Source organism: Paenibacillus sp. EC2-1 (assembly GCF_049311625.1).
GTDB lineage: Bacteria > Bacillota > Bacilli > Paenibacillales > Paenibacillaceae > Paenibacillus_AQ.
Window position 1 is genome coordinate 2,308,435 of record NZ_CP186006.1, and the last position, 25,528, is coordinate 2,333,962.

General features: G+C 42.5%; 27 protein-coding genes. 18 read left to right on the forward strand and 9 right to left on the reverse strand.

The window, feature by feature from the left end:
* Window positions 1–18 precede the first annotated feature (18 nt).
* The 8 genes from ACK8P5_RS10965 to ACK8P5_RS11000 all read left to right on the forward strand — a co-directional run bounded on the left by ACK8P5_RS10965 (window position 19) and on the right by ACK8P5_RS11000 (window position 8,713).
* A complete protein-coding gene (locus ACK8P5_RS10965; protein ID WP_422660968.1) occupies window positions 19–1,275 on the forward strand; it encodes a chitinase in 1,257 nt (418 codons plus the stop codon).
* A 161-nt stretch (window positions 1,276–1,436) separates the two neighbouring features.
* The gene (locus ACK8P5_RS10970; protein WP_422661441.1) at window positions 1,437–2,507 is read left to right on the forward strand and encodes a GIY-YIG nuclease family protein; all 1,071 of its coding nucleotides are present in this window, start codon (window positions 1,437–1,439) and stop codon (window positions 2,505–2,507) included.
* Window positions 2,508–2,578: 71 nt separating this feature from the next.
* Window positions 2,579–3,343 (forward strand): CPBP family intramembrane glutamic endopeptidase, encoded by a 765-nt coding sequence (locus tag ACK8P5_RS10975; protein ID WP_422660969.1) that lies wholly within the window; start codon window positions 2,579–2,581, stop codon window positions 3,341–3,343.
* Between the two features lie 210 nt (window positions 3,344–3,553).
* Window positions 3,554–5,125 carry a cobyric acid synthase gene (locus tag ACK8P5_RS10980; protein ID WP_422661442.1) on the forward strand — a complete coding sequence of 524 codons (1,572 nt, stop codon included), beginning with the start codon at window positions 3,554–3,556 and terminating at the stop codon, window positions 5,123–5,125.
* Window positions 5,126–5,193: 68 nt separating this feature from the next.
* A complete protein-coding gene (locus ACK8P5_RS10985) occupies window positions 5,194–5,907 on the forward strand; it encodes an ankyrin repeat domain-containing protein (protein WP_422660970.1) in 714 nt (237 codons plus the stop codon).
* A gap of 45 nt (window positions 5,908–5,952) precedes the next feature.
* Window positions 5,953–7,173, forward strand: a complete 1,221-nt coding sequence (locus ACK8P5_RS10990) for an amidohydrolase (RefSeq protein ID WP_422660971.1) — start codon at window positions 5,953–5,955, stop codon at window positions 7,171–7,173.
* A gap of 27 nt (window positions 7,174–7,200) precedes the next feature.
* Window positions 7,201–7,671, forward strand: a complete 471-nt coding sequence (locus ACK8P5_RS10995) for an NUDIX hydrolase (protein WP_422660972.1) — start codon at window positions 7,201–7,203, stop codon at window positions 7,669–7,671.
* A gap of 244 nt (window positions 7,672–7,915) precedes the next feature.
* The gene (locus tag ACK8P5_RS11000; protein WP_422660973.1) at window positions 7,916–8,713 is read left to right on the forward strand and encodes a DeoR/GlpR family DNA-binding transcription regulator; all 798 of its coding nucleotides are present in this window, start codon (window positions 7,916–7,918) and stop codon (window positions 8,711–8,713) included.
* Between the two features lie 122 nt (window positions 8,714–8,835).
* Here the strand turns inward: ACK8P5_RS11000 and ACK8P5_RS11005 are convergent, their stop codons facing one another.
* Complete coding sequence (locus ACK8P5_RS11005; RefSeq protein WP_422660974.1) at window positions 8,836–9,552, reverse strand: hypothetical protein; 717 nt, start codon at window positions 9,550–9,552, stop codon at window positions 8,836–8,838.
* A 466-nt stretch (window positions 9,553–10,018) separates the two neighbouring features.
* Between ACK8P5_RS11005 and ACK8P5_RS11010 the strand changes: the two genes are divergently transcribed.
* From ACK8P5_RS11010 to ACK8P5_RS11020, 3 genes are read left to right on the forward strand one after another with little or no spacing between them, the layout of a single operon-like run.
* Window positions 10,019–10,540 carry a phosphatase PAP2 family protein gene (locus tag ACK8P5_RS11010; protein WP_422660975.1) on the forward strand — a complete coding sequence of 174 codons (522 nt, stop codon included), beginning with the start codon at window positions 10,019–10,021 and terminating at the stop codon, window positions 10,538–10,540.
* An 18-nt stretch (window positions 10,541–10,558) separates the two neighbouring features.
* A complete protein-coding gene (locus ACK8P5_RS11015) occupies window positions 10,559–11,737 on the forward strand; it encodes an MGDG synthase family glycosyltransferase (protein WP_422660976.1) in 1,179 nt (392 codons plus the stop codon).
* Window positions 11,738–11,778: 41 nt separating this feature from the next.
* Window positions 11,779–12,498: an SDR family NAD(P)-dependent oxidoreductase gene (locus tag ACK8P5_RS11020; RefSeq protein WP_422660977.1), complete on the forward strand. Its 720-nt coding sequence runs from the start codon at window positions 11,779–11,781 to the stop codon at window positions 12,496–12,498.
* A gap of 146 nt (window positions 12,499–12,644) precedes the next feature.
* Here ACK8P5_RS11020 and ACK8P5_RS11025 read toward each other — a convergent pair whose 3' ends face one another.
* From ACK8P5_RS11025 to ACK8P5_RS11055, 7 genes are all read right to left on the reverse strand, one after another.
* Window positions 12,645–14,108, reverse strand: a complete 1,464-nt coding sequence (locus ACK8P5_RS11025; RefSeq protein WP_422660978.1) for an ATP-binding protein — start codon at window positions 14,106–14,108, stop codon at window positions 12,645–12,647.
* 103 nt (window positions 14,109–14,211) lie between these two features.
* Window positions 14,212–15,006 (reverse strand): lipase family protein, encoded by a 795-nt coding sequence (locus ACK8P5_RS11030; protein WP_422660979.1) that lies wholly within the window; start codon window positions 15,004–15,006, stop codon window positions 14,212–14,214.
* A gap of 160 nt (window positions 15,007–15,166) precedes the next feature.
* Entirely contained in the window at window positions 15,167–15,445 is a 279-nt protein-coding gene (locus ACK8P5_RS11035) for a YxcD family protein (protein WP_422660980.1), read from the reverse strand.
* A 3-nt stretch (window positions 15,446–15,448) separates the two neighbouring features.
* The gene (locus ACK8P5_RS11040; RefSeq protein WP_422660981.1) at window positions 15,449–15,877 is read right to left on the reverse strand and encodes a hypothetical protein; all 429 of its coding nucleotides are present in this window, start codon (window positions 15,875–15,877) and stop codon (window positions 15,449–15,451) included.
* A gap of 93 nt (window positions 15,878–15,970) precedes the next feature.
* Window positions 15,971–16,519, reverse strand: a complete 549-nt coding sequence (locus tag ACK8P5_RS11045; protein WP_422660982.1) for a PadR family transcriptional regulator — start codon at window positions 16,517–16,519, stop codon at window positions 15,971–15,973.
* A 189-nt stretch (window positions 16,520–16,708) separates the two neighbouring features.
* Entirely contained in the window at window positions 16,709–17,272 is a 564-nt protein-coding gene (locus ACK8P5_RS11050; protein ID WP_422660983.1) for a beta-class carbonic anhydrase, read from the reverse strand.
* A 45-nt stretch (window positions 17,273–17,317) separates the two neighbouring features.
* Entirely contained in the window at window positions 17,318–17,647 is a 330-nt protein-coding gene (locus ACK8P5_RS11055; RefSeq protein ID WP_422660984.1) for an iron-sulfur cluster biosynthesis family protein, read from the reverse strand.
* A 246-nt stretch (window positions 17,648–17,893) separates the two neighbouring features.
* Between ACK8P5_RS11055 and ACK8P5_RS11060 the strand changes: the two genes are divergently transcribed.
* The 5 genes from ACK8P5_RS11060 (at window position 17,894) to ACK8P5_RS11080 (ending at window position 23,317) form a co-directional block, all read left to right on the forward strand.
* Window positions 17,894–19,411, forward strand: a complete 1,518-nt coding sequence (locus ACK8P5_RS11060) for a carboxypeptidase M32 (protein ID WP_422660985.1) — start codon at window positions 17,894–17,896, stop codon at window positions 19,409–19,411.
* A gap of 144 nt (window positions 19,412–19,555) precedes the next feature.
* A complete protein-coding gene (locus tag ACK8P5_RS11065) occupies window positions 19,556–20,560 on the forward strand; it encodes an ABC transporter substrate-binding protein (RefSeq protein ID WP_422660986.1) in 1,005 nt (334 codons plus the stop codon).
* Between the two features lie 40 nt (window positions 20,561–20,600).
* A complete protein-coding gene (locus ACK8P5_RS11070; protein ID WP_422661443.1) occupies window positions 20,601–21,377 on the forward strand; it encodes an ABC transporter ATP-binding protein in 777 nt (258 codons plus the stop codon).
* An 84-nt stretch (window positions 21,378–21,461) separates the two neighbouring features.
* A complete protein-coding gene (locus tag ACK8P5_RS11075; RefSeq protein ID WP_422661444.1) occupies window positions 21,462–22,226 on the forward strand; it encodes an ABC transporter permease in 765 nt (254 codons plus the stop codon).
* Between the two features lie 110 nt (window positions 22,227–22,336).
* Window positions 22,337–23,317 (forward strand): aromatic acid exporter family protein, encoded by a 981-nt coding sequence (locus ACK8P5_RS11080; RefSeq protein WP_422660987.1) that lies wholly within the window; start codon window positions 22,337–22,339, stop codon window positions 23,315–23,317.
* A 36-nt stretch (window positions 23,318–23,353) separates the two neighbouring features.
* On the opposite strand, the gene ACK8P5_RS11085 is transcribed toward ACK8P5_RS11080, so the two are convergent.
* The gene (locus ACK8P5_RS11085) at window positions 23,354–23,524 is read right to left on the reverse strand and encodes a hypothetical protein (RefSeq protein ID WP_422660988.1); all 171 of its coding nucleotides are present in this window, start codon (window positions 23,522–23,524) and stop codon (window positions 23,354–23,356) included.
* 89 nt (window positions 23,525–23,613) lie between these two features.
* On the opposite strand from ACK8P5_RS11085, the gene ACK8P5_RS11090 reads away from it, so the two are divergent.
* Window positions 23,614–24,180, forward strand: coding sequence for an outer spore coat protein CotE (locus ACK8P5_RS11090; RefSeq protein WP_422660989.1), 567 nt, complete (start codon window positions 23,614–23,616; stop codon window positions 24,178–24,180).
* A gap of 116 nt (window positions 24,181–24,296) precedes the next feature.
* The gene (locus ACK8P5_RS11095) at window positions 24,297–25,511 is read left to right on the forward strand and encodes a putative amidoligase domain-containing protein (protein ID WP_422661445.1); all 1,215 of its coding nucleotides are present in this window, start codon (window positions 24,297–24,299) and stop codon (window positions 25,509–25,511) included.
* The last annotated feature ends 17 nt before the right edge of the window (window positions 25,512–25,528 follow it).

The window sequence follows — 25,528 nt, forward strand, 5'->3', positions numbered from 1 at the left end:
GAAAAAAGGAGAGTGTCTATGTCTAAATGGAAGTATCCCTTATCTAGCAAAATGATTCAACGCTCTATCAGTGTATCGCTTGGTGCTATGTTATTCGCTTTACCGGTAACGGTTTCTGCTGCAGAGGTAACGATTGAGAAGAATGTATCGAATAGCGGGATAAGTCATACGATCGTCATCAGTGAGAACAGTTATGAAGGAAGTTCACTTTCCGTGGGTGAGAATCATTTTCTAACGCTCAAAGAAATCGAACGTGAGTGGGATGGGATCGATCCAGACTACAAGCCCGACCAAGCAGTTGACGCCGTGAAATCCGTTCTGCCTGAGAAGGAATACGAGTTCCTATTTCCGAATCGATTAGGATCACCAGAGTGGTTTAAGGTTGCCAAAGGCAAGGAATATTTCAAAGAGGATCAGAAGGATTACTTCTCTTATGAAAACCTAATTGCTGCTGTAACAGAGGTTTCGAACATTAAGCTTAAGATTAGCACCCGTAAAGGTACGAATAACTCACAGGAGATACATAGACTGGATAAGGATGCTAGGATTGAGACATTAATCTCTCGCTCTTCGGATTTCAATTCCATTTCGAATCGGAACAAAGAAATTGAAACCGTTATCATTGATTTTGGAACATTTTTGAAAGAAGGATTTAAGAAGGATCGTAAGCGTGAGCTTGCAGCATTCCTCGCGAATCTTGCGCATGAGACGGGCGGCGGCTGGGCCACTGCACCTGGTGGTGAGCTGAAGTGGGGGTTATTCTGGAATGAGAATATTGCAGGCAGAACGGGTGTTAATAAAGATGCGTTTGTGGACCCAGGAAGTAGTGAGCTCTATCCAGGAGTGAAGGACAAGCGCTATTATGGTCGGGGTCCGATCATGCTTAGCTGGAACTTTAACTACGGTCTGTTCAGTTCAATTATCTATGGAGATAAAAATATACTGCTTAAAAATCCAGAGATTGTAGCTGCGGATGGAAAAGTCGGATTTATGACAGCTATTCTATTCTGGATGACGCCGCAATCACCAAAGCCTTCAGCACATGATGTCATTATTAACAAGTGGAAACCTTCAGCACAAGATCTTGCCAAAGGACTGAGCCAACCGGGGTTCGGGATCACGATTATGGTGCTGAACGGTCTGGAAGCCAATCTTGGGGAAACGGAAGGTAGCTCAGTGAAACGCCGTGCCGGACATTATCGTGATATTACGAGCCGGATGGGTGTAGATATTACGGGTGAGAAGATTGATACACTGGGTATGAATCCGTTTTAGAAGCTTGATCAGGAGCTGTTCCAAATCGTGGAGATTTTCTGCGAGGGGACAGCTTTTCTCTATGATGTCTATTTAAAGCTCAGCTACTCTATTAAAATAAAGGTAACCAATGTTCGTTGCTGGCATCATAAGGAGGGTTACCTATTTCCATACAGACTCAAATTCGAAATCTACCATCTTCCCCAGGTGTCTATCTAATGAAAGATTCGCTCGGTGGAATTATATATGTAGGTAAATCAAAATGCTTAAGAAAAAGAGTTCAATCCTATTTTACAGCATCTAAGTCTCACACTCCCAAGATTAAGAAACTTGTAAATCATGTGAGGTCAATTGATCATATCACGACAGATACGGAATTTGAAGCTCTCATGCTGGAGTGTGAATTCATTCAGGATATAAAACCGATGTACAATCGCAGAATGAAGAACCCTCTAGCATATACCTATCTAGAAATCAGGCAAAAGGATGGTTTACGTCGTATTGAAATTACGAATCAACCAAACTTTGAAGAAGGGACCCTGTGCTATGGACCCTATACAGCAAGCAAGAACGCAATGGAAAGGGCCATTCAAGGAATACAGGAATGCTTAAAAATAGCTTGTAATCAATCAGCTGCTACGCATACTCCATGTTTGAATTATTCAATTGGACTGTGCTTTGGTATGTGCTTCGGCGGAGAATCCGCGAAGAAGTATGAACAATTAATGGACCGCTTCATTGCGCTCCTCAATGGAGCAGATAAGAGCTTGTACGATGAAATAGAACAGAGTATGCTGAGCGCAGCTGAACAGTTTGATTTTGAACGAGCAGCAAAATACAGAGACTACATGACAGCTATGAACTTTATTCTGAAAAAGGAAGAAGTCCTTGGCTTCACAGCAGAGAGTAGTAATATTGTTGTTGCTGAGCATATTGACGATGAAAAGATGAAGATTTTTCTGATTAAGCGAAGTACGATTCTCAAATCCATCACATTTAATATGGAAGAGATGAGCCCCGAACAATTACGCTTAGAGATTAAATCGTTGATTCGAAGTGAGTTTACGGGTCGTGATGCTGTCTTGAATACGAGGGTTATGCGTGAAGAGATTGATCGAGCACAGATTATATTTAGTTATCTTCGCAGTAACGGAAGCAAGCATATGCTCGTACCCGAGGACTGGACGACTACTGGGGACTCCTCTGATTTGGATCAGGCACTTGAACATTTGGTGAGTGAAGTGCTGGAATAGTTTACCGTCATCAGGTCTAGGATGCGTTTGATTGAGAGCGCTAATTAGCGCAATATAAGAGGAGAGATATTATGGAGAATAACTTATCCAAAGGACATCCAATCTGGTTTTCAATTATGCTTGGGTTAGGATTAACTTTATGGATTGCAGTAGCTTCTGCTGTTGCGACCATTGCGGAGTTGCAAGACACCGGAATCATGATTACCCAAGCTTGTGCTTTCTTCGTGATGGCAGTCATTGTTATGGTGTACATGAGAAAGAAGGATCGCTCACTTGGAATATTCGGATTTCATAAGCTGGATAAGCGCAAAGATAAGGCAGCTCTTTATTATATTCCATTACTAATTATCGTGCTTATTCAACCGATGATGGGTGGACTGAATACAGAACTCACTGCAGCTAAGATCATACTTATCATTGTTTTTTCACTACTCGTTGGATTTACGGAAGAATCCATATTTAGAGGGATTATAAGGGCGAAGTTGATACATAAAGGACCTGTATTTTATATTGTGTTCTCCTCGGTCTTTTTCGGACTTTTGCATATGGCTAATGCATTTAGCGGCAGTGATTCCCTCCAGATCATCTTACAAGTGATAAATGCTCTCCTTATCGGCTTTATTCTGGCTCTGCTGATTGAGACGACCAACAATATTATTCCTTTAATCGTATTTCATTTTCTATTTGATGCCTTAGCTCAAATGACGAGAAGCGACATCGCAGATAAAGAAATCATGATCGTTTCCGTGCTTAATATTATATACTTACTTTATGGAGCTTATCTCGTGTTCGTGTTATTACATAAAAGAAAGACAAATATTCAAATACAAGCCTGATGGGCTATAGTGTAATGTATAAGAAGCAGGCTGACCTAGCGGCGTCTAGGGCACAGCCTGCTTTCGTTTTGGCAATAAATTTGAGAAGATAGGGATAGAAGTCGAGTTAGAGCAGAAAGGCGGACGAGTATGAAAGATCACATGGTTAATTATGAATTTACGAAGCGAGACGAAGATAATTCTTATGAAAGTATAAAAGGAGCCGTTCTAATGCTTCAAGGGACGGCTTCAGATGTAGGCAAAAGTATCGTTACTACGGCATTATGCCGTATTTTTGTTCAAGATGGACTTCGCCCTGCTCCTTACAAATCACAAAACATGGCACTCAACTCTTATGTGACCATGGAAGGGAAAGAAATCGGAAGGGCGCAAGGCGTTCAGGCTGAGGCTTGTGGAATTGTAGCAACAACGGATATGAATCCCATATTGATCAAGCCGATTAAAGATATGCAATCGCAGATTGTAATCCATGGGGTTCCTGAGATGCAGATGAGTGCTATGGATTATCGGACACAGTTTTTACCGAAAGCAAAAACCATCGTTCTAGAAGCGCTAGATCGTCTTCGAGAGGAATATGATATCGTTGTCATGGAAGGTGCAGGAAGTCCGGCTGAGATTAATCTCAAAGATCGGGATATTGTGAATATGAATCTGGCTGGATGGGCGGATGCACCGGTTCTGTTGATTGCTGATATTGATCGCGGTGGTGTTTTCGCATCTCTCGTGGGTACTCTCGAATTGCTTGAACCTCATGAGGTCAAGCGGATTAAAGGTTTTATCATCAATAAATTCAGAGGAGATGTTGAATTATTAAGGCCGGGGCTTGATTGGCTTGAAGAAAGGACAGGCATTCCGGTTCTTGGTGTTCTTCCATACATTCAGGATATGCGTATAGAGGCAGAGGATTCGGTTGTGCTGGATGAACTTCAGTATCGAAGACAACAAGAACGGGAGCTCGACATCGCTGTTATTCGATATCCTCGAATTTCTAATTTCACGGACTTTGATGCGCTAGGATATGAACCTGATGTGGTTATTAGATATGTCAATTCAGTTCATGAGCTTGGCATGCCTGATGTCGTTATTCTTCCAGGAACAAAGGATACGATCAGTGATCTGAACTTCCTAAAGGATCGTGGACTGGATCAAGCCATTCTTGATCAAGTTCACCGCAGAAGTGTCCAGCTTGTTGGAGTGTGCGGAGGTTATCAGATGCTGGGGGATTGGCTATGCGATCCACACGCGGTAGAAGGGGAGGCTCGGGAAGCTAAGGGACTCGGTTTGCTTCCGGTAGCAACGACCTTTCTTAAGGTGAAAAAAACGGTTCGAGTCAAAGGAAAGTTAATGCCGGATCATTCGCTGCTTTTGTCCAGATCAGATTCCAACTCCTTTAAGATTGAGGCGTATGAGATACATATGGGTGTAACGAAGCGAGCCGATCTAAGTGGCGATCAAGAGTTTCGCTCTATTTTTAGGTTAGTACAAGACCACGAAGAGACCGAGATTACCGATTCGAATGCAGCACATGAAGAAGGATGGGCTACCTCAGACGGCACCGTATGGGGGACATATCTGCATGGCTTATTCGACAATGATGATCTCCGGCGATCTTGGCTTGATGGAATTCGAGCGAAGAAAGGACTTCAGCCCATTTCGCAGACATTCAATGCCCATGAAAGAAAGTTTGAAGAATTTGATCGCGTCGCTGATATTGTTCGGGAACATCTTGATATGAAACGGGTATATGAAATTGTGGGTAGTAATAGAAGGGGGACTTACTAAGAATCGCTTCCCAAGTAACTTTATAACAACAGCTTCAGAAATTTTATAAGAAAGGGTGTTGGTTCGCTATGCGCTTTCTCGTACTGACACTTATCCTCCTGATTACAGGATGTCAGACAGGCGATGTCAAGCGGTTAGGCCATGAAGAGCAGCAATCAACGCAGAAGGTGAACAAACCAATGGACAAGCTAAACCAAGCACTTTTATTCGCTGCTGAGCAAGGGAGTAAGGAAGAAATAACAAGTTTATTAGCAGGCGGTGCTGATATTGATGCTAGAGATCGTAATGGTAGAACATCTGCAATGATCGCTGTTCACACGAAGCAATTGGATGTATTCGAATGGTTGATTGAGCAAGGTGCAGATATCAATATTCGCGATAACCGCTTAGACAATCCGCTTCTTTATGCAGGAGCAGAAGGAATGCTTGATTTCGTGAAAGTGGCTGTAGCGGCAGGGGCGGATACAACCATTACGAATCGTTTTGGCGGGACTGCGTTGATTCCTGCGGCAGACAGAGGTCATGTGGATATCGTGAAGGAACTGCTTACAACGTCAGATGTTAATATTGATCATGTCAATAATTTAGGTTGGACGGCTTTGCTTGAAGCAGTAATCTTAGGGGATGGGGGACAGAAACATCAAGCTATAGTAAAGTTGTTAATAGATCATGGCGCTGACGTTAATCTAGCAGATTCTGATGGGACGACCCCGCTACAACATGCAAAGCGTAGGGGTTATCAAGAAATGATAGAAATGTTAGTTCGCAAGGGCGCTAAATAAGTTTTACTAATTTCATCTATGGGAAGATCGGGAGGGTTTAAATTTATGAATACATCCTATTGGGTAACGAATGTAAGATTAGAATCTGGATATGTACGGGAAGAGGGACAGGTTACAGGAACAGAAACTAAAATCTCTCATGTACGGATCGATGGAGGTAGGATAGCTGAAATTAGTGAGACTATAACAGAACAGTATCGAGACTTGCCTAAATACGATGGGAAAGAGTTGTTGATGTTACCTTCTTTTGAAGAGGCACATATTCATTTGGATAAAACTTATTTTAGTGCTCCTTGGAGGGCTGTGAAGCCGATAGGTAGTATCTTCGAGCGAATAGAGGAAGAGAAAGTTTTACTTCCGAAATTGTTGTCTACAGCGCAAGAACAAGCAGAAAGCATTTTGCAACATATACAGGCTTTAGGCTCTACCCATGTTCGCACCCACTGTAATATTGAGCCTGTTAGTGGGCTGAAACGGCTGGAAGCGACAAAACAAGCCCTAAACACCTTCTCAGGGAAACTCTCACACGAAATTGTAGCTTTTACACAGCATGGTTTACTTCGTTCCAATTCGGTAGAGCTTGTGAAGCAATCTTTAGCAGAAGGAGCGACCCATGTAGGTGGAGTTGATCCTTTTACGGTCGATGGAGACATCGAGAAGTCGCTTCAGACGATGGTGGAGCTTGCAGTTCAGGGTGATGCGGGTATCGATCTTCACTTGCATGATGGAGGAGAAGCTGGTAAACAGACGATCACTAGGCTCGTAGATCTGACAGAAGAAGCGGGGTTAGCTGGTAAAGTGACCATAAGTCATGCCTTCTGGTTTGCAAAAGCTGATCCCCAGGAGGCCGAGCAACTAGCCGCTCGTATGGCTTCGCTGGGCATGTCAATTGCTTCCACCGTTCCTATTGGAGGAATAGTGATGCCACTTCCGATGTTACATAAGCAAGGTGTCCATGTTAAGCTTGCTACAGATAGCCTTACAGATCATTGGTCTCCTTTTGGAAATGGAGATTTACTAGAGAAAGCTGGTCGATTTGCAGAATTGTATGGCTATAGTCATGAACACTCATTATCTCAATCTCTTAAATTCATTACTGCCGGGATTACGCCCCTGAATCAAGAAGGTGAACAGGTCTGGCCACGAGTGGGAGATGAAGCGAGCTATGTATTGGTTCATGCAAGCTGCTCTGCAGAAGCAGTAGCAAGAAGAAGCAAGCTACAAATGGTATGTTATCAAGGCCGGTTTGTAAGCGGGACGTTGTAGTATAAGAGAATAGGGAGGAGAGTCTCTATGACGGATCAACCTAATTACATTGCACGGATAAGGGAAAAGGTTGGACATGAACCGATTTTTCTCAACTTCGCTGGTGGCATCATCTGTAATGAGCATAACGAAGTTTTATTACAACGTAGAGGCGATAGCGATTCTTGGGGATTTCCAGGTGGAGCGATGGAATTAGGGGAATCTGCCGAAGAGACTGCGATCCGTGAAATATTCGAAGAAACGGGTTTGACTGTTTCCATAGAAAGGCTTATCGGTGTCTATACGAAATATACGAATCAGTATTCGAATGGTGATCGGGCCCAGACGATAACGTTTTGTTTCGAATGCAGACCTGTCAACGGGGAGTTGACGGTAGATAATTTGGAAACATTAGAGCTCCGATACTTTTCGGTAGATCAGTTACCACCGTTATTCACTGAGCAGCATCAAGATGCATTTGATGACTGGGTATCAGGAAAGTATGGGGTGTATCGTTAGGTTTAAATAAAGATGAGCTTATAGGCATTGGTTGGTGGGTTAAGTTTCGTCTGGAATACAATAAGCAGGTCGATCAAGGGAACATCCTTGGAACGGCCTGCTTTTTTTTGATAAACATGAATATAAATTAATAAAACTGAACAAAAATGAATGAAACTGATATAAACACCCTTGTATTACTGGATAAAACAGCATATAATCGAAGTGTATTTGGAATATTATGATAATTCAGGAGGGGAAATGCATGGTTCAAGAAGGAGCAGGACTATTTGCGGAAGAACGTCGCGACAAAATTCTTTCATTACTAAATCAACACAAACGGGTCTTAGCCAAAGACTTGGCAGAAACATTCCAGATCTCGATTGATACGATCCGTAGAGATCTGAGCATGATGGAGGAACAAGGGCTGCTTCAGAAGACACATGGCGGTGCTATTCCTAAGGTAAAGGTTAGACAGTCCCCGCAGCCTTCTGAACATCGATATGGCGCAGGTTCAGCAGAAGGAAATGCAATTGCTAAATTAGCGGTATCCTATATAAGAGAGAAAGAAACGGTGTTTATCGGCAGTGGTTCTCTTTCATATGTATTATTGCATCATCTTCCTGAACAGATGCCGCTTACGATTGTAACGAACTGTATGAAGGTAGCCGATGCCTTACGTGAACGGGAATGGATCGAAACTTATTTCATAGGTGGTCGTGTGAAGTCTTCGGGCAATATAACAGATGTCCTTGCACATGAATTTGTTCGACAATTTAAGTTTGATCTTAGTTTCATTACAGGAGGTGGCGTCTCAGATGAAGGTATATTTGTAGCTTCTCCTGAAGTCGCTGCATTTGGGAGAGCTGTCTTCTCAGTATCTCGCCGGCGTATAGGTTTAGCCACCTATCATTCGATAGGGAACGATGGTTTTGCAAGAGCAGGATCCACAGAGGATCTCGATTTGTTAATAACCGATGAACAAGCGGATCAAGAAGTGGTTGAACGAATTCAGGCACTCGGTGTTGAGGTTCGCATTGCGCAAGTAGAAGATGTAGAGTAAGAAGGACTTGTTACTCCTTAACGGATAACTATGATAGAAAACTCGAATTGCAACGAGCAATGTCTTAGGTGAATCATTCACCTAGCATTGCTTTTTTTATGCTAGTATTACAAGTCAGCAATTCACTTGGTATCTAACTTAACAATAGAGTTCAGTACTTTGACCAACTGCTCTGGTGTATTTCGGCCCGTCAAAATATACCACAACTTCTCCTTATCATAAGACCAGCCTGCATCCGAAATAACTCCCTCTTTAGTTTCAAAAGTAACGAATTGTCCGCGTGTCGCATCTGGAACAGGAGTCGCGTCATTATTTAAACAGAGCATCATTCGTTCCATTATATTTATCGCATGATTGGGGTTCCTTGCCCATACAATGTACTCCCAATTTGAATGGTTCCAGATCAATATATTTTTATCTAGGTAATAATCAACGTGATATCCGCGGAACGTAAAGGAGCCTTCAGGCTTTTCAAACATATCTGATGTGGCAAACGGTTTTTTTCGATAAACAGGAAGTGTGCCAGCTGACATGGTTAACTCATCGTAAGGGAGAAGATTGTTTCGATTGACAAGTTTCTGGTGACGCGAGCGGGAAATACGAAATAAATAATGATCTTTATTCACATCCAGTTGGCTAACAAATAATTGGCCAATTCGACGCGTAATTGCAGATGTAGCTACAACAGTGGGGACATAAATGGGAACTTTTGATTTCTTTAATTTTTCTGTAGTTTGTCGATCCCATCTAAACGGCTCTACTGACTCATCTTGATAAGCATAAGTGACAGGAGTAAAACAGAGTAGCAGGGAGATGAAGAGTAATAATGATTTGTGCATTTTGCACCTCCTCACCTATTATTTGTTATGATTTAGGTTTTATGTAATGGTCTACAAAAAAGAGTGAAATGATGAAGGTGAAAGGGGCACTTGGTTTGTTGTAGAATGAAGATAGATTTATATTAGGAATGGAGTAATTAGGGTTCCCAGCTCCTGACGTTAGTCGTCAGGGGCTTTTTATTGTAGATTTACTGATATTTACTAGTAATGTGGAATAGACATGGAACAGAAGTGGAGAAATGTTACTAGCCTTCTTGGTAGACAGGCGAAAAAAGTACCTGCTATGATGGGTATAATATTAGAAATGTAATTTGATTTGTTGATAACAAGTAATCATCCCCGTCTCTAGACGGAGGAAGAAGCCGTACCTGGGTCTGTTGGTTAATTCATAGGGATCAAGTATGATGAATAGGCATGAGACGGTTTCGATAAATTAGAGAGACGTGAACCGGAAGGATGGAGAAGCATGCAATGGATTAAGAAATTGGATCAATCGATATTTTATTGGTGCAACCAGAGATTAAGCAGTCCTGCCATGGATCGATTGTTCGCCTTTATTACCCATTTAGGAGGAGCTAGGTTTACGATCATCTGTGCGTTACTTTTACTGTGGTTTGCTGAAGGTGAATATAAGAAAGTAGGTGTTCAAAGTTCGATAGCACTTGCTGTCAGTCACCTCATCGCAGTCCTCATTAAGAAGTCAGTACGGAGAAATCGTCCTTTTCGCATGCTGAATTCTGTGAGATTAGGAAACTACCCGCTCAAGGATTACTCCTTTCCATCCGGTCACACTACGGCAATATTTGCTTTTCTAACACCAATCATGCTAGTTTCGTCGCCAGGCGTAGGTCTTGTGTTGTTCATTCTGGCCTTACTGGTTGCTTTGTCCAGGGTCTACTGGGGGTATCATTATCCGCTAGATTGTGTAGTGGGAGGAATGATTGGATTTAGTACCGCAATGATATCTTCTTGGCTGATGGTAAGTTAATATCGCGAAGGAGGAAATATGGTGGAAAGCTACAAACGTGAACAAATATTGATTTTATCTGGTTCACTTGGTGAGGGGCATATGCAAGCGGCAAAAGCGATTGTTGAAGCTTCGTCTTTATATAAACCGAATGTAACGGTGAAAGTGGTTGACCTTATGGCTTGGATTCATCCCCGTATGCATGTGATTGAACGCTATTGTTTTAAGCAGTGGGTGAAGCATTTTCCTTCACTATACGGGTACTTATATCAAAAAACTCGTGCGGACAACCCGCTTACATATCTGTTAAAACAGTTTCGTACATCCAGTTTACAACGATTGTGTAAGTTAATTCAGGATGTGAAACCATCCGTGCTTGTAAGTACATTCCCACCGGCTTCAGCAGCTATTTCAATGCTCAAGGAGAAGGGATTGACGAATCTACGTTCAGTGACGGTAATTACGGATCATTCGGATCACAGTTACTGGATTCATCCTAATACCGACCTATATCTCGTTGGTTCAGAAGAAGTTCAATCGGCACTGATAAGGAAAGGCATTTCAGATACAAAAATCTCAATAACAGGCATCCCTGTTCGCCCATTTCATACTCAGGTTAGTAACAAACAACGTTTGCGTGAGAAATTGGGCGTTGATCCATCATCGTTTGTTGTATTGGTGATGGGAGGTGGCTGGGGGATGATAGATGATACCTTTATGGAACAATTACAATCGGAGCATCTGTCACAAGTACAATTCGTTATCATCTGTGGACGTAATGTGAAACTAATGCATAGAATGCACGAATCTTTACACGACAAGCACAATGTTCTATTGCAGGGGTTTGTCGAAGGGATTAACGAATGGATGGCTGTTTCGGATTTGTTGATCACAAAGCCAGGTGGATTGACCACTTCGGAGGCACTTGCACAGCAGCTACCGATGTTACTATTCGAACCACAGCTTGGCCAAGAACGGGACAATGCAGCTTATCTGATTCAAAAAGGAGTTGCAAAGCGTTGCGAGGTAGAAGGATTACCATCTCAGTTGAATGAAATGGTTCAGCAACCGGAGTTACTGAGACAGATGAGAGAGAAGGCTGGGGCGTGCAAGCAGCAGAATTCTGCCAGTCTAGCGTTAACGCAAATATTAAAGACAACAACTAGTGATTCTGTAGCAGTAGATAAGAATGCAGTTTCTATTCCACAATACGCTTGACGATAGCTTCGGCTTCTTGATGGAGCGATGAGGAGATTGAGATGAAAAAATATATTGTATTTGGAGCTAGTCAAGGATTAGGAGATGCCTTTGTCAGGGGACTTCCAGATAAGGGGGACCACGTTTGGGTGATTTCTAGAAGACGTCCAGATAACTTGGATTTAGATGATGGAATCTATAGAACATGGATTCAAGCTGATTTGTCTAAAGAGGATGCTGCCAGCATTATCATAGATTCACTTCGAGAAGAGACGCTGGATGTACTTATTTATAATGTGGGTATTTGGGAAAAAGAAGGATTTGAAGATCATTATAATTTCGATAATGATGCCCCAGCTGACATAGCTAACATCATTCATGTGAATATAACCGCAACGATTACTTGTATTCAGGCTCTATTGCCGAATCTAAGACAATCTGAAGCCGGAAAGATCATTTTGATCGGATCAACGGCTGGATTAGATCACACGAATAACGATCAGGTATCGTTTGTTGCTTCAAAATACGGATTGCGTGGTATAGCAAGTGCTTTGCGGGAGCATGTGCGGAAAGATGGTATTGCTGTAACTTGTATAAACCCTGGAGAGTTAGCTGCAGAGATACCGTTTGAAGAAGGAGCCGATAAAGCCATCTCGAAATATAACGGCACACGAATTCCCGTTCAAGATATCGTAGCTCTTGTAAAGTGTGTGGTTAGTCTATCCAAGGCTGCTTGTGTCAAAGAAATCCATGTTCCTGCTATTACTGATCTAAATGCCTAATCCTTTATACAAAGAAAATAAATCGCAGATCTTAATGGCGATAATATAATCGGATTTAAGATCTGGTCATTAAAACGACGCTCCATTTTGTTTTTAAAGGAGAGTCGTTTTTTTTTTATGATATCTATAAATATAAGTATTCTCAATTACTTAATGGTTTCCTCTGGCTCTATAATTGTAGGTATTGTAACGGTGAACGTTGTGCCTTGCTCTGGCTCACTAACGATGGATATGGCTCCGCCATGATTATGTATAATATTGTGCGTAATCATAAAACCTAGGCCAGTCCCTGTTTCTTTTGTTGTGAAAAAGGGTTGTCCCAACGCTTTGATCTGTTCTTCTGTCATACCACAACCTTCATCCTGAACATTAACCCGAACTTCATTATTACATGTAAAGACATAAATATGTATTGTGCCTCCTTGGTTCATGGCTTCAATAGCATTTTTGAGTAAATTAATAAATACTTGCTTCAACTGATTGGCTTCTCCATTAATCCAAATGGATTGTTCGGTGAAGCTCGGAAGAATCTCTATATTTCTCATAGAAGCTTGTCCGCTCATGAAGGTGATTACCTGTTCGATGATAAGTATGAGATTCATAGGTTTACTATGATGAACAGCTTGTGGCTTAGATAATACTAGTAACTCATTGACGATAAACTCAATCCGTTTCAATTCGGACTCTATAATCGAGAAATAATGTTCTTTTTTGTGCTCCGTAGAACGAAGAAGTTTCATAAATCCATTAATCGCGGTTAACGGATTTCGGATCTCGTGCGCTATACCGGCGGCCAACTGCCCAGCTGTAGACAATTTTTCGGATTGCATGAGTCTTTCACCCTCGATCGTTTGCGCAGAGATATCTTTGAAAACACCCAGGATTGCTCTCTTTCCATTAAGTGTGATGGGGATTGAGAATCCTTCCACATATTTCTGTTGTCCATTTAAGCAGTGGATCAAATATATAACTGAACCTACCGATTTATGAGAATAGTATTTTTTTCTACGTTCAGAAAGCCTATCGTGATTGGAAACGTCGACAATACTGTTCGTAGACATTCCAATTAATTCATCCACACATTCAGCCTGAAGTAGTTGAAGACCAGAAGGATTTACATACTGAATGACCCCATGATCAGTAATGAGCACAGCTAGAGGTAATCTCTCTAAAAGTTGCTGGAATGAGTCCTCTTTCTCATGAAGATTGGTCTTCGTAAAATGAAACTGCGTCTCCATTTGTCTTATCATCGTCTTGTTCTCAAATTGTGCAAAATAATAGAGAGGTAAATTATGATGATCGCGAATGATTGAAATGCTAATTCCTAGAGATAAGCGATATCCCAACGGATGGTTATAATACTGCTCTAATAGCAACTTTTCCAGTACCTTAGTCTGAAGTGGAATTCCGTGTTGGACGATGTGATGGATGAGAAATTGAGCTTCTTGAGGTATTCGGGAAGGTGAAGTTAATTCTTCCATATGAGTTCCCAGGAGATCACATAGTGCTGTATTTATCTTAATGAGGAATCCATCGAATGAGATAAGAGCCATACCAATCGAAGCTTGAGTAAAGGCAAAATCATAAATATGCTCTTCATTTGGGAACAAGGGGGAATCTCCTCTCTTTATCATTCCAGATGAGGTGGGTTACTCATATTATAATCATTAGATAGAAATCAGCAATGCTTGTGTGCATACCGTTGTTTACTTTTCATTTCGTTACATTGACCGGACAGAAGCCCGGGTTCGCTAAGCATAGAGATTCTGTAAACTGGGGTTCACGTTTGGAGAGTTCCTTGAAATAGCTACTAATGATGTGATTAGCACTGATAGATCCATTGGCGAAAGTCAGTGATGATAAGGTTTGGACATGTTGGTAGTAATATTTCTTCTCGCGTCTAGGAAGTTTGTAGATGGATGGGGGAGCGTGGGTCACGATGTCAAGAATATTAGCGTAACGATAGGTGTTCTGTACATATTGTTTGAAGACATTCGAGAAGGCGGGATCACCGACACGTGGGGACCCATAGGTATATAGATGAGGTGAGGTGTATGGTGTGTTTACTGCTATATCTATAGCACATAAAGTCGCTAAAGCCGCGCCTAGGCTGTGACCCGTTATGAATAGAGATTTGTCAGTTGACATCCTTGAGAGAGCTGCAATAATCCCGAGTCGTGCCGAAGCGTAAATATCTGTAAATCCTCTGTGGGTGAAGGTGTCTTGCGGTATATAATTGAATCTCTTCTGTGAGGCAATCATGTCAGATACCCAATCAATAGTTGTGCTAGTTCCTCGAAAGGCAATAATAATCTGCTCTGGTGATTCCAAAATATATCCGAATCGCTCCCACACATTATTAATGGACTTTGCTTCAATCGTATAGTGGAGCTGAAAGTTGAATGGAACAATGAAAGAGCCATCAACGCTCAAAAATTGGTCATAGGTCTGACCGCAGATTGCCGCTAAAAAAATTGCCCAATGATCTTGACCATCCATCGTATTCATATGAATCCCGCCCTTCGACTTCTTCCTAATCTATATTAGGAATAGAAAGGAGAGATGCCTGTATGAGCAATTCTCGACAAAATGATAATAAGGGAGCGAATAAAGGGGCAGTCCAAGTCAATTGACCTAGACTGCCCCTTCTTATATTCTACCGTGCAGTTTATTGTTCTACTATTGCGATGATCTCATCTTCTAGATCAAGCTTTACCTTGTCACTGTATGTCCGAATATCATATTCAGAGTACAAGTAACGGAGTATCGCTTCAATCAGATTCGATTCGATCAAATACTGGCTTCGGCTGTTAACCCAGACCTCAGCGGTAAAACCAGTATCTTCTTCCCAGCTCAGTTCAACCGTAACATCTGTAGGTTTTACACCTTTGCGTTCAGCTTGATGCAAGCATACCGCATTGATGATTTCATCCATCGTCAGAATCATAGATTAGTACCGATCGTCACGGCGATCGTTCTGACGACGACGATTTTTAACTGCGCGTACAACAGCCATCACGACCATAATAAGAACCCAAACTGCAATCAGGTTAATGAGAAGACCCATGATGTTACCAAGCATACCCATGCCAGCAAACATTCCGCCGAACAGCATACCTGCAATACCACCAATCATAAGACCTTTCATCAAGCTACCGCCACTGAAAAATCCTGGCTTCTTAGCTGCACCAGCGGTACCCGATGTGTTGGACTTATTCGAAGACGATTGAACATTGTTGTCTGCTTTTTTAGGAGTAGAGTTGTAAGTTTTAGGTGAGGACTTAAAACCACCGCCACCTCTTCTAGCATCAACGGAGTCTGGAGCAATTACCATCAGGAACATAGTAAGCGCCACAAAAATTGCAAGTACTTTTTTCATCGTGTTCTGTTGAACCTCCCAGTAAAATTAGAATTTAAGTCATAATGAGTAATACGGACAATCTCACGTTATGGTTTCAAAAAAAATAATGAATCATGAACTGGTTGTCTGCATTTTGTGCTGTTTCAGAAGTTTCAGAACCCAGTCACACCATTTCAGTTCCGTTTCAGCCATCATTATGCCTTTGGAAGCGAGGATGAAGTTGCTGAATTCCTTGCTGCCGAAATGACATTGGTCCTCGGGGATTTTCTGTATAATCCCTTCGTAGTACTGTTTTTTCTCTAGATAGATGCTGCGACGTTCCTCGTAAATGTCAAACGCAATACCAATATCAGTTAACCATAGGCAAAAAGTGCGCAATGACAACTCGTCTTTTGTAACAGACGGTGCAATCGGAAGATGCATCCAATCGCGTAGTTTCTGCATACCAGACTCAGTGATGACATAAATCTTCTTGTCAGGTTTATCGCTTTGTTGAACCCAGCGAGAGCTAAGGAGCTGTTTATCCTCCATGCGAGCTAGAAGTGGATAAATCTGACTGTGCTTTGCTTGCCAAAAAGGTTGGATACGGAGCATTAACTCATAACCAGATGATTCTCTACGCGCGAGTAGACCCAGCAGGCCATATGACAACGTGTTCATGTACATAACTCCCTTTGAAACATAATCGCGGAACCTAGGATGTAAATTCTCACCCTAAGCTGGTCCGTTTGTTCAAAGTGTACACTGAAACTGTATGGTTTGACAACCTGAAGCCGGAGGAGCAACAAAAAAAGCATAAGCTGATGAACAGCCCATGCTTTTTTGTGAACAATCAATGACAATTTTCTGTTATTTATTGTAACCTTCAACAACCAGATCTAGTGCTCCGGTGGTTGGGTCAATGACCATACCATGTACAGGAATGTTTGGCGGTAGAAGCGGGTGTTTTTTAATGACACCAACTGTATGCTCAACAGCAGCCGTAACGTTATCGAAACCACGCAACCACTTGGTTAGCTTAATGCCAGAGTTTTCAAGGGTTGACATTACCTGCTCGGAAACGCCTCGTTCAATCATTTCTTGGATCATGTGATCCGCATTCAAGGATGCCATGCCGCATTCATGGTGTCCCACGACAATAACTTCATCAGCACTTAGTTCGTATATGGCAACGAGTACACTCCGCATAACGGAGCCGAATGGTTGAGAGATAATTCCACCCGCGTTTTTAATGACTTTTACATCACCATTCTTAAAGTTCATAGCTTTAGGCAGCAATTCTACGAGTCTTGTATCCATACAAGTAATGATAATGGTTTTCTTATTTGGGAATTTACTAGTGCGGTACGCTTCGTACTCTTTGTTCTCGACAAAAGTGTGGTTATGTTCCATAATTTCGCTAACATGTGACATTAGATAGTTCCTCCTAGTATATAAATATATAGTATTGCAATAATGTTATGGTCTGGTATCTACCAGTTGGATGTTTGTTCCATAGCTCTGATTACGGCTATCTAATCGAAAAGAGCTTAGCCCCGGAAGAACATCTAATTTCATAAAATCTTCGAAAAAAACCTCTTGCCTACGGTTGATGACGAATGGAATGGAGTCGCCAGTCATGACGACAACATCATCGGGATCCATTTCGTTAATGATTTGTAATCCCGGTATCCCGTTTACAGCACAGCCGCATCCTTCAGTGTCATATATAAGCCTAACACTGCCCGGCGTTTCACCGATCTGTTCCTTCAGCTTCCTTTCCGCATCTACGGTCAGTTCAATGTTCATGGCTCTTAGACACTCCTTTAATTATGTACAAATTTAAAATCTCTACTTAAAAGTTGATTATAAACCTTCTAAAAAGTATCATCAATAGTGAGCATTTTACAAAATGAATCAGGGTTGTTCAATCGACAATATATTGAGTCAATTATGACTACTCTTCTATATATTGTGCCGGAGATCGACTGATATCGAATTTTGAAAAATGTTGATAATACAAAAACTACATATTTGAAAGCAGGTGGCCCCATAATGAATGCACAGTTTACAGAGCGCTGGGAACAATTACAACAATTGATGCGCAAAATAATAAGTTACTCAGAAGCCGTTGGTTTATTACATTGGGATCTGCGAACAGGAGCTCCGCGTAAGGGAGTAGAAGCTCGTTCTGAAACCATAGGTATGCTTTCTACTGAAGCTTTTAAACTTCAAACATCTGCAGAAATGGGCGAATTGTTAGATTTTTTTGCTCAACCGGACATCGAACAGCAGCTAGATGAGACGAAACGACGTATGGTCGAAGAGTGTCGCAAGGAATATAACCGCAGCAAGTTAATACCCGAGCAAAAGTTTAAAGAATATACAGTGCTTGCAGCTCATGCTGAATCGAAATGGGAAGATGCCAAAGAGAATAGTGATTTTGCTGGTTTCGAGCCGTTCCTATCCAAGATTGTTGCATTCAAGCAGGAGTTTATTGATTATTGGGGCGTAAAAGAAACGCGTTATGATACGCTTCTAGATATGTACGAACCTGATTTAACTGTACAGAAGGTCGATGAAGTATTTGATCGATTACGTGCCCGTCTGGTTCCACTTGTGAAGTCAATTTTGGATTCGCCAAATAAACCGGAAACTGGATTTCTGGACCAATTGTTTGCAGATGAGCAGCAGGAGAAATTCGGACTGTTTATTTTGGAACAGATGGGTTATGACTTTGAAGCAGGTCGTATGGACGAGAGTGTTCACCCTTTCTGCACGGGACTTAACATTGGGGATGTTCGAATTACAACCAATTACCTTCAAGACGATGTCACCAGTGCTATGTTCAGTTGTTTACATGAAGGTGGGCACGCACTTTACGAGCAGAACATTGATAAAGAACTAGAAGGTACGCTTCTTGCGACAGGTACCTCCATGGGAATTCATGAATCTCAGTCCCGTCTTTGGGAAAATATGATCGGACGCAGTCGTCCATTCTGGAACCGCTACTTCCGTGATCTGCAGCAGCATTTTCCAGATCAGTTCAGCTCCGTTGAGGTGGAGGAATTCTACTGTGCGATTAACAAAGTAGAAAATTCACTCATACGGATCGAATCCGATGAATTAACGTATAACCTCCATATCATTATCCGATATGAAATTGAGAAGATGCTGTTTAACGAGGGTCTATCTGTAAAGGATCTTCCAGAAGTGTGGAATAGAAAATACAAGGAATATTTAGGCATTATGCCGCCGAGTGATGGATTAGGTGTGTTACAGGATGTTCACTGGTCAGGAGGAGATTTTGGATATTTCGCCTCCTACTCACTAGGCAATATGTACGCTGCTCAATTTATGCACACCATGCGTAAAGAGATTCCAGATTTGGATAGCATGATTGAAGAGGGCAACCTTAAACCTATCAAGGAATGGTTAACTGAGAAAATCCATAAGTACGGTAAAAGTGAGACACCGGCCGAGATTATCCTTCGAGTGACCGGAGAAGAGCTAAATCCAGATTATCTAGCGGATTACTTGGAGACGAAGTATAAAGAGATTTATAAGCTATAAAGAAAAATATGTTCTTTCATAAGGACAGCTGCTCCGATTTAGGGGTGGCTGTTTTTTATTGGTAATACAGGCGCTTAACCATTCACAGTCCCTGTGCATATGCTGAAAGGAAAAGTGTGGTTAATGGAATGGAGGCTTTGAAGAATGCACAAAAGATGGTTTGGCATGATGTTAACGATTCTGATTGTATGCGGGATGGCGTTAGCGGGTTGTGGTGGTGGCGGATCAGGGACAAAGGTGAAGATCGGTGAGGTGACACGTTCTATTTTTTACGCGCCTCAGTATGTGGCAATTGAACAGGGATTTTTTAAGGAAGAGGGGCTTGATGTAGAGCTTCAGACGACCTTCGGCGGAGATAAGACGATGACAGCCTTACTCTCCGGCGCGATTGATGTAGCATTGGTAGGCTCGGAGACGTCGATATACGTGTATCAACAGGGAACGGATGATCCAGTCATAAACTTTGGTCAGTTAACCCAAACGGATGGAACTTTCCTTATGGCTCGTGATCTTGACGGAGAATTTGATTGGAACATGTTAAAAGATAGTATTTTTCTTGGGCAACGTAAGGGTGGTATGCCACAGATGGCAGGTGAATTCACACTGCGTAACAAAGGTATTGATCCTAGAACGGATCTGGAATTAATTCAGAATATCGATTTTGCGAACATTGCTTCTGCATTCGCCTCAGGGACAGGGCAATTTGTGCAGTTGTTTGAACCACAGGCATCTATTTTTGAAAAAGAAGGCAAGGGGAAGGTTGTCGCTTCTTTCGGGGTTGAAAGTGGACATTTGCCTTACACCGTATTTATGACTAAACAGAGTTACATTAGCAAGAATAAGGAAACGGTGCAGAAATTTACGAATGCGCTTTATAAAGCACAACAATGGGTGGATTCACATAGCGCTGAAGAAATTGCAGATGTGATTATTCCTTATTTTAAAGATACGGAGCGGGATATCGTGGTGTCTTCAGTTAAGCGATATAAAGAGCAAGGGACATATGCAACCGATCCCATACTGGATGAACAGGAATGGAACAATCTGCTGGATGTGATGGATCAAGCTGGCGAGCTGAAGGAACGAGTATCCCGAGATAAGATCGTTGATAACAGTTATGCAGAGAAAGCGAAGCAATCCGGAAAATAATAGGCAAACATCCATTTCGACCATGAAGGGAGAGAGCGACATGATACCGGTGGTTGAACTTCGGAACATCGCACATGTTTACGTGACCGACCGGGAAGCCCTTCTTTCTGTTGAAGGGATTCAATTTAAGGTGGATAAAGGTGAGTTCGTTAGTCTAGTGGGACCAAGCGGCTGCGGCAAAACAACGATTCTGTCCATCATAGCTGGACTTCTCAAGCCTTCACAGGGGGAAGCCAAAGTAAAGGGTCATCTGGTGAATGGACCTTCTCCTGAAGTGGGCTATATGCTGCAGCAGGATTATCTATTTCCATGGCGGACGATCATGGACAATACACTAATTGGTTTAGAACTGACAGGCAGATTGACGGAACAGACGAAGAACCATACAGCCGAGCTTCTTAAAGAAATGGGGCTTGCAGCAAGCAGTAGGTTATACCCGCCGCAGTTGTCTGGTGGTATGCGCCAACGCGTCGCGCTTGTTCGCACACTCGCTACAGATCCTGAATTATTACTGCTCGATGAACCTTTTTCAGCATTGGATTATCAGACTAAACTTCAACTTGAAGATCTCATTGTAGAGACGCTTCGTGAGCGGAATAAGACAGCTATTCTAGTTACGCATGACTTGTCTGAGGCCATTGCAATGAGTGATAAAGTCATTTTGTTAAACAGAAACCCAGGTAGGGTTCACCGGACATTCGAGGTGCCGGAGCATATTCGGCGTTCGCAACCTTTTTATGCTCGTAAGGAACCTGGATTTAATGAGTTATTCCATGAAATATGGAGCGAGATGGAATCCATAGGAGGTAAGGAGTGAAGCGATATGACTGATTCTGATTCGATTCATACCAGCTCGAATTCCTTGGATTCCGGCTGGCTCGAAAGCATACATGCCCGTCATATGCGCCATAAACGCAAAATCAAGCATCGTGTAATTTTGGTTCAGACTGCGCTATTAGTTTTGTTTTTTGCCTTTTGGGAACTGGCTGGTCGTTCGAAGTGGATTGATGTACTGCTGTTCAGTTACCCAACTAAAATCTTTGTGAACATTTGGGATGATATGATCACGGGAGAGTTGTGGGGGCACATAGGGGTCACCGTTGGGGAGACAGCGGTTGGATTTTTGTTAGGAACGTTGTTAGGAACAGCGCTTGCTGTTTTGATCTGGTGGTCACCTTTTCTGAATCGGGTGCTGGATCCGTATATGGTTGTATTTAACAGTATGCCTAAGGTCGCTTTAGGCCCGATATTTATCGTAATGTTCGGAGCCGGATTTACAGCAATCGTGGTCACAACGCTATCTATAACCGTTATTGTAACTACGCTAGTTGTTTACAACAGTTTTTCAGAGGTTGATTCTAATCTGATCAAGGTTGTACGAACATTTGGGGGTACGAAAGCTCAAGTTTTTAAGCGAGTTATTCTTCCAGCCTCTTTTCCAGCAATCGTATCGACTTTGAAGGTGAATGTTGGTATGGCGTGGGTGGGTGTTATCGTTGGTGAATTTCTCGTAGCAAAATCCGGTTTAGGATATTTGATTATGTACGGATTTCAAGTATTTAACTTTACGCTAGTCCTCTCTAGCTTGCTAATTATCGCTGTTGTAGCTACGGCTATGTATCAGATGGTTGTTTATATTGAGAAGAAGTTGTTGAAGCATCGTTAGATATAAAGTTGAGTGTTTTAACTTACTCGGACCCTGGTAGGTGCTCAGGTTGTTTGGATAATGAAAATCGGATACCATGAGAATACGATAAAGACAAGAGAGGGTTGCTCATGGGATTTCGTATTATCAAGACAGCAGTAGCAACGATGCTTGCTATTTTGGTTACCGATGCATTAAACATTCCGGGAGCAACATCAGCCGGTTTGCTGGCGATCTTGGGCGTAGATGTGACGCGAAAGCGCAGTCTGCGCTCTGTATCGGCGCGTTTTTTTGCATCTATTCTCGGGTTGATTCTGGCGTCCGTTCTGTTCTATTTCTTTGGCTTTCATTATTGGGTGCTTGCTTTATATATCCTTCTTGGTTTCCCTCTGATCGCAAAGGCTAACTTTAAAGAAGGTATTGTTACGAGTTCTGTCGTTGTATTTCGTGTGTTCGGTTCAGAAGAGCTTAGTGTGGATATTTTCCTTACACAAGTGGAGTTATTGTTGATTGGACTTGGTTCAGCGATGTTAGTGAATATGGCGTACATGCCTAAAAGTGAGGGTCGTCTGATGGAGATCCGTCGTGAAGTGGACGGGCTATTCTCTGTCATATTCAATCATATTTCGCAGACGCTTCGCGATCCGAATCATATATGGGACGGTAAGGAACTGATCGAAGCGAATCAGGCCGTAGAGCGAGGACTTCAAGAAAGTAATCGTCTCTTGGAGAATCAGATGCTGCAACCCGATGTCGCTTGGAATGTATACTTCTATATGCGAAAAGAACAGCTCGAAAACATTCAGGCGATGATGCATCTGATCTCCCAGGTCTATGAGAGACTGACACATGGGGAACTTACAGCGAAGTTGTTCGATCAGATGAGTAAGGATGTTGTCACCGAACAATATACCGGGAAGACAGAGAAACTTTTGAATGAGTTAGAAGTGATATTCAAAGATATGGATCTACCGCATACAAGAGAAGAATTTGAATTGCGCTCTGCGATTCTACAGTTGTGCCGTGAACTAGAGTATTTCTTGAAAATTTCTAAGAAGAATAAAGCACCGACAAGCAAGACTAATCCGAATCGCTTGAAAGATAAGGGATAAGATAATAGAGAATGGCTCATCTCCTCAAATTTGTTTTCAAGACTGTGTTAAGGCAAGAATTAATGATGCATTGATGCCCATATATTGAAGTAATGCAATATGATGATGTGCGAATAGCTTGGACCTTTGACTCGTGTCCACCAGATTAGGGAGAAGAAACAGTCCTGTTTTCTCACTTTTATAATCTTTTTCTGCTATTTTTAGCATCATATGAATTTATTTGGACCACTTCATTCAACATTCGCCCATCTCCTGCATACACATGTATGGAATGATTGTATGGAGGAGGTTCGAAGATGTCATTGAGTAGTAAACACCAATGTAGAGAGATCATTACGAAGGCGATCTGCGGCAAGGGTCGTAAGTTCTCTACCGTAACACATACCGTGACTCCGCCCAATAATCCAACCAGCATTTTGGGGGCCTGGATTATAAACCATCAATATGAGGCGGTTGCCGCCGGCGACGGAATTGAAGTTATTGGTACTTACGATGTTAACATCTGGTATTCCTATGACAAAAATTCACAGACCGATGTGGCAAAAGAAACGGTAACTTATGTAGAGCGTGTACCTTTATCTTACTTGGATCCCAAACATCGTGCCTCTACGGTAGAAGTGTCCGCGGAAGCGACTCAGGAACCGAGCTGTGTGGAAGCAAGCGTCTCTTCTAATGGCAAAAGTGTTCTCTTGCGCGTTGAGCGTGAGTACTCCGTAGAGCTTATTGCTGAGACGAAGGTCAATGTGAAGGTATGCGGACTTCATCATGGGGATTATGAGGACAAAGAATTTGAATTCGTCGGCGGCGGGGAAGACGGTGATTACGAGGACCTCGACTTTGATGAGCTGGAGGATGAGCTGTAAGCCTTCCCTACCCGGCAACATAGTACAGCATATGCAGTGGGGGCGGCTTTGCAGAGGGCAAACGCCCTCTTTTTTTATTTTAATCTTTTCTTAGGGAGGGTTTAAATGTGGCAAGAATGCTTGATGACCTCACAGAATTATATTCAAGCGAATGGATCTCTCCAGAAACCATGAATGCACGTTTAATACGCTCGGGTGTGCCTAGTCGAATTCTTCACAGCCAGAGAAGCAATAGGGAAAGATTCAATGCAAGATACCGTATTAGGGTCAATGGACTGTGTTCAACGATTGTGACGCCGTCTATTCGAGGTTCGAAAAGTGGTGGTTTAAGCATAGGCGGAGTTCTATCAAGTGGTCATGAAGACGGACTGTTTAGAAGAATGGAAAAGGCGGCTATTCGAGCACTGTACACCGTAGGAACAGATGTTGGGGAGGTCGAGATCATAGCTCTTCCTGGCCGGCGTTATGCGGTGAATGAAATCATACCAAGGAAGATGAATCCGCCATTACTAAACAGTAAGCTGGTCGATTCTAAGGGGCAAGACGAAGAGACTCGGATACTTATGGGGATGGACCCGGAATTTATTCTGGTAAATAAGGAAGGGGACGTCGTTCCTGCTTCCCTGTATCTAGATCGATATGGGATCGCTGGGAGTGATGCTGTGCGTGTAGGTGATGAAGTTAGCTACCCTCTCGGGGAGCTTCGCCCAGCGCCGCATGCTGATCCGGATGGGCTTCTTAAGGCTATGCGAGCAGCTATGCATACTGCGCAGCAGTGCATTACGGATACATCCTTGCAGTGGAGAGCCGGTGGATTGCCAGCTCCTGGTTTGCCATTAGGTGGGCATATTCACTTTAGCGGAGTGCCCTTAACGATGTCTGTTCTTCAATGTCTAGATAATTACTTAGCACTTCCCTTAGCGATTGTAGAAGACCCTGCTGGTCGAGGGCGACGTCCTCGGTACGGGTTTCTTGGAGATTTTCGCATCCAACCCTACGGCGGTTTCGAATATCGGACACTTCCAAGCTTCATGGTATCTCCGTTGATTTCGAAGGCATCGCTCTATATAGCTTATCTGATCGCGCTACACCATGACAGATTACGTGCTAGACCGCTAAACCGAGAGAGGTACCATAAAGCATATTATGGAGGGATGAAGGAGGTCCTCAGAGAAGTTGCTGAGAAGCTACACCAAGATCTTACACGTCTTCCTGAATATCTTACATACAGCAAAGTTATTGATCGCTTATTTGAACAGATCAAAGAAGGACGGAATTGGGATGAGAGTCGTGATATCCGTCCCCTTTGGAATATTCCGGCCGTACCGTGACCTTCTCTTGTTTTCTG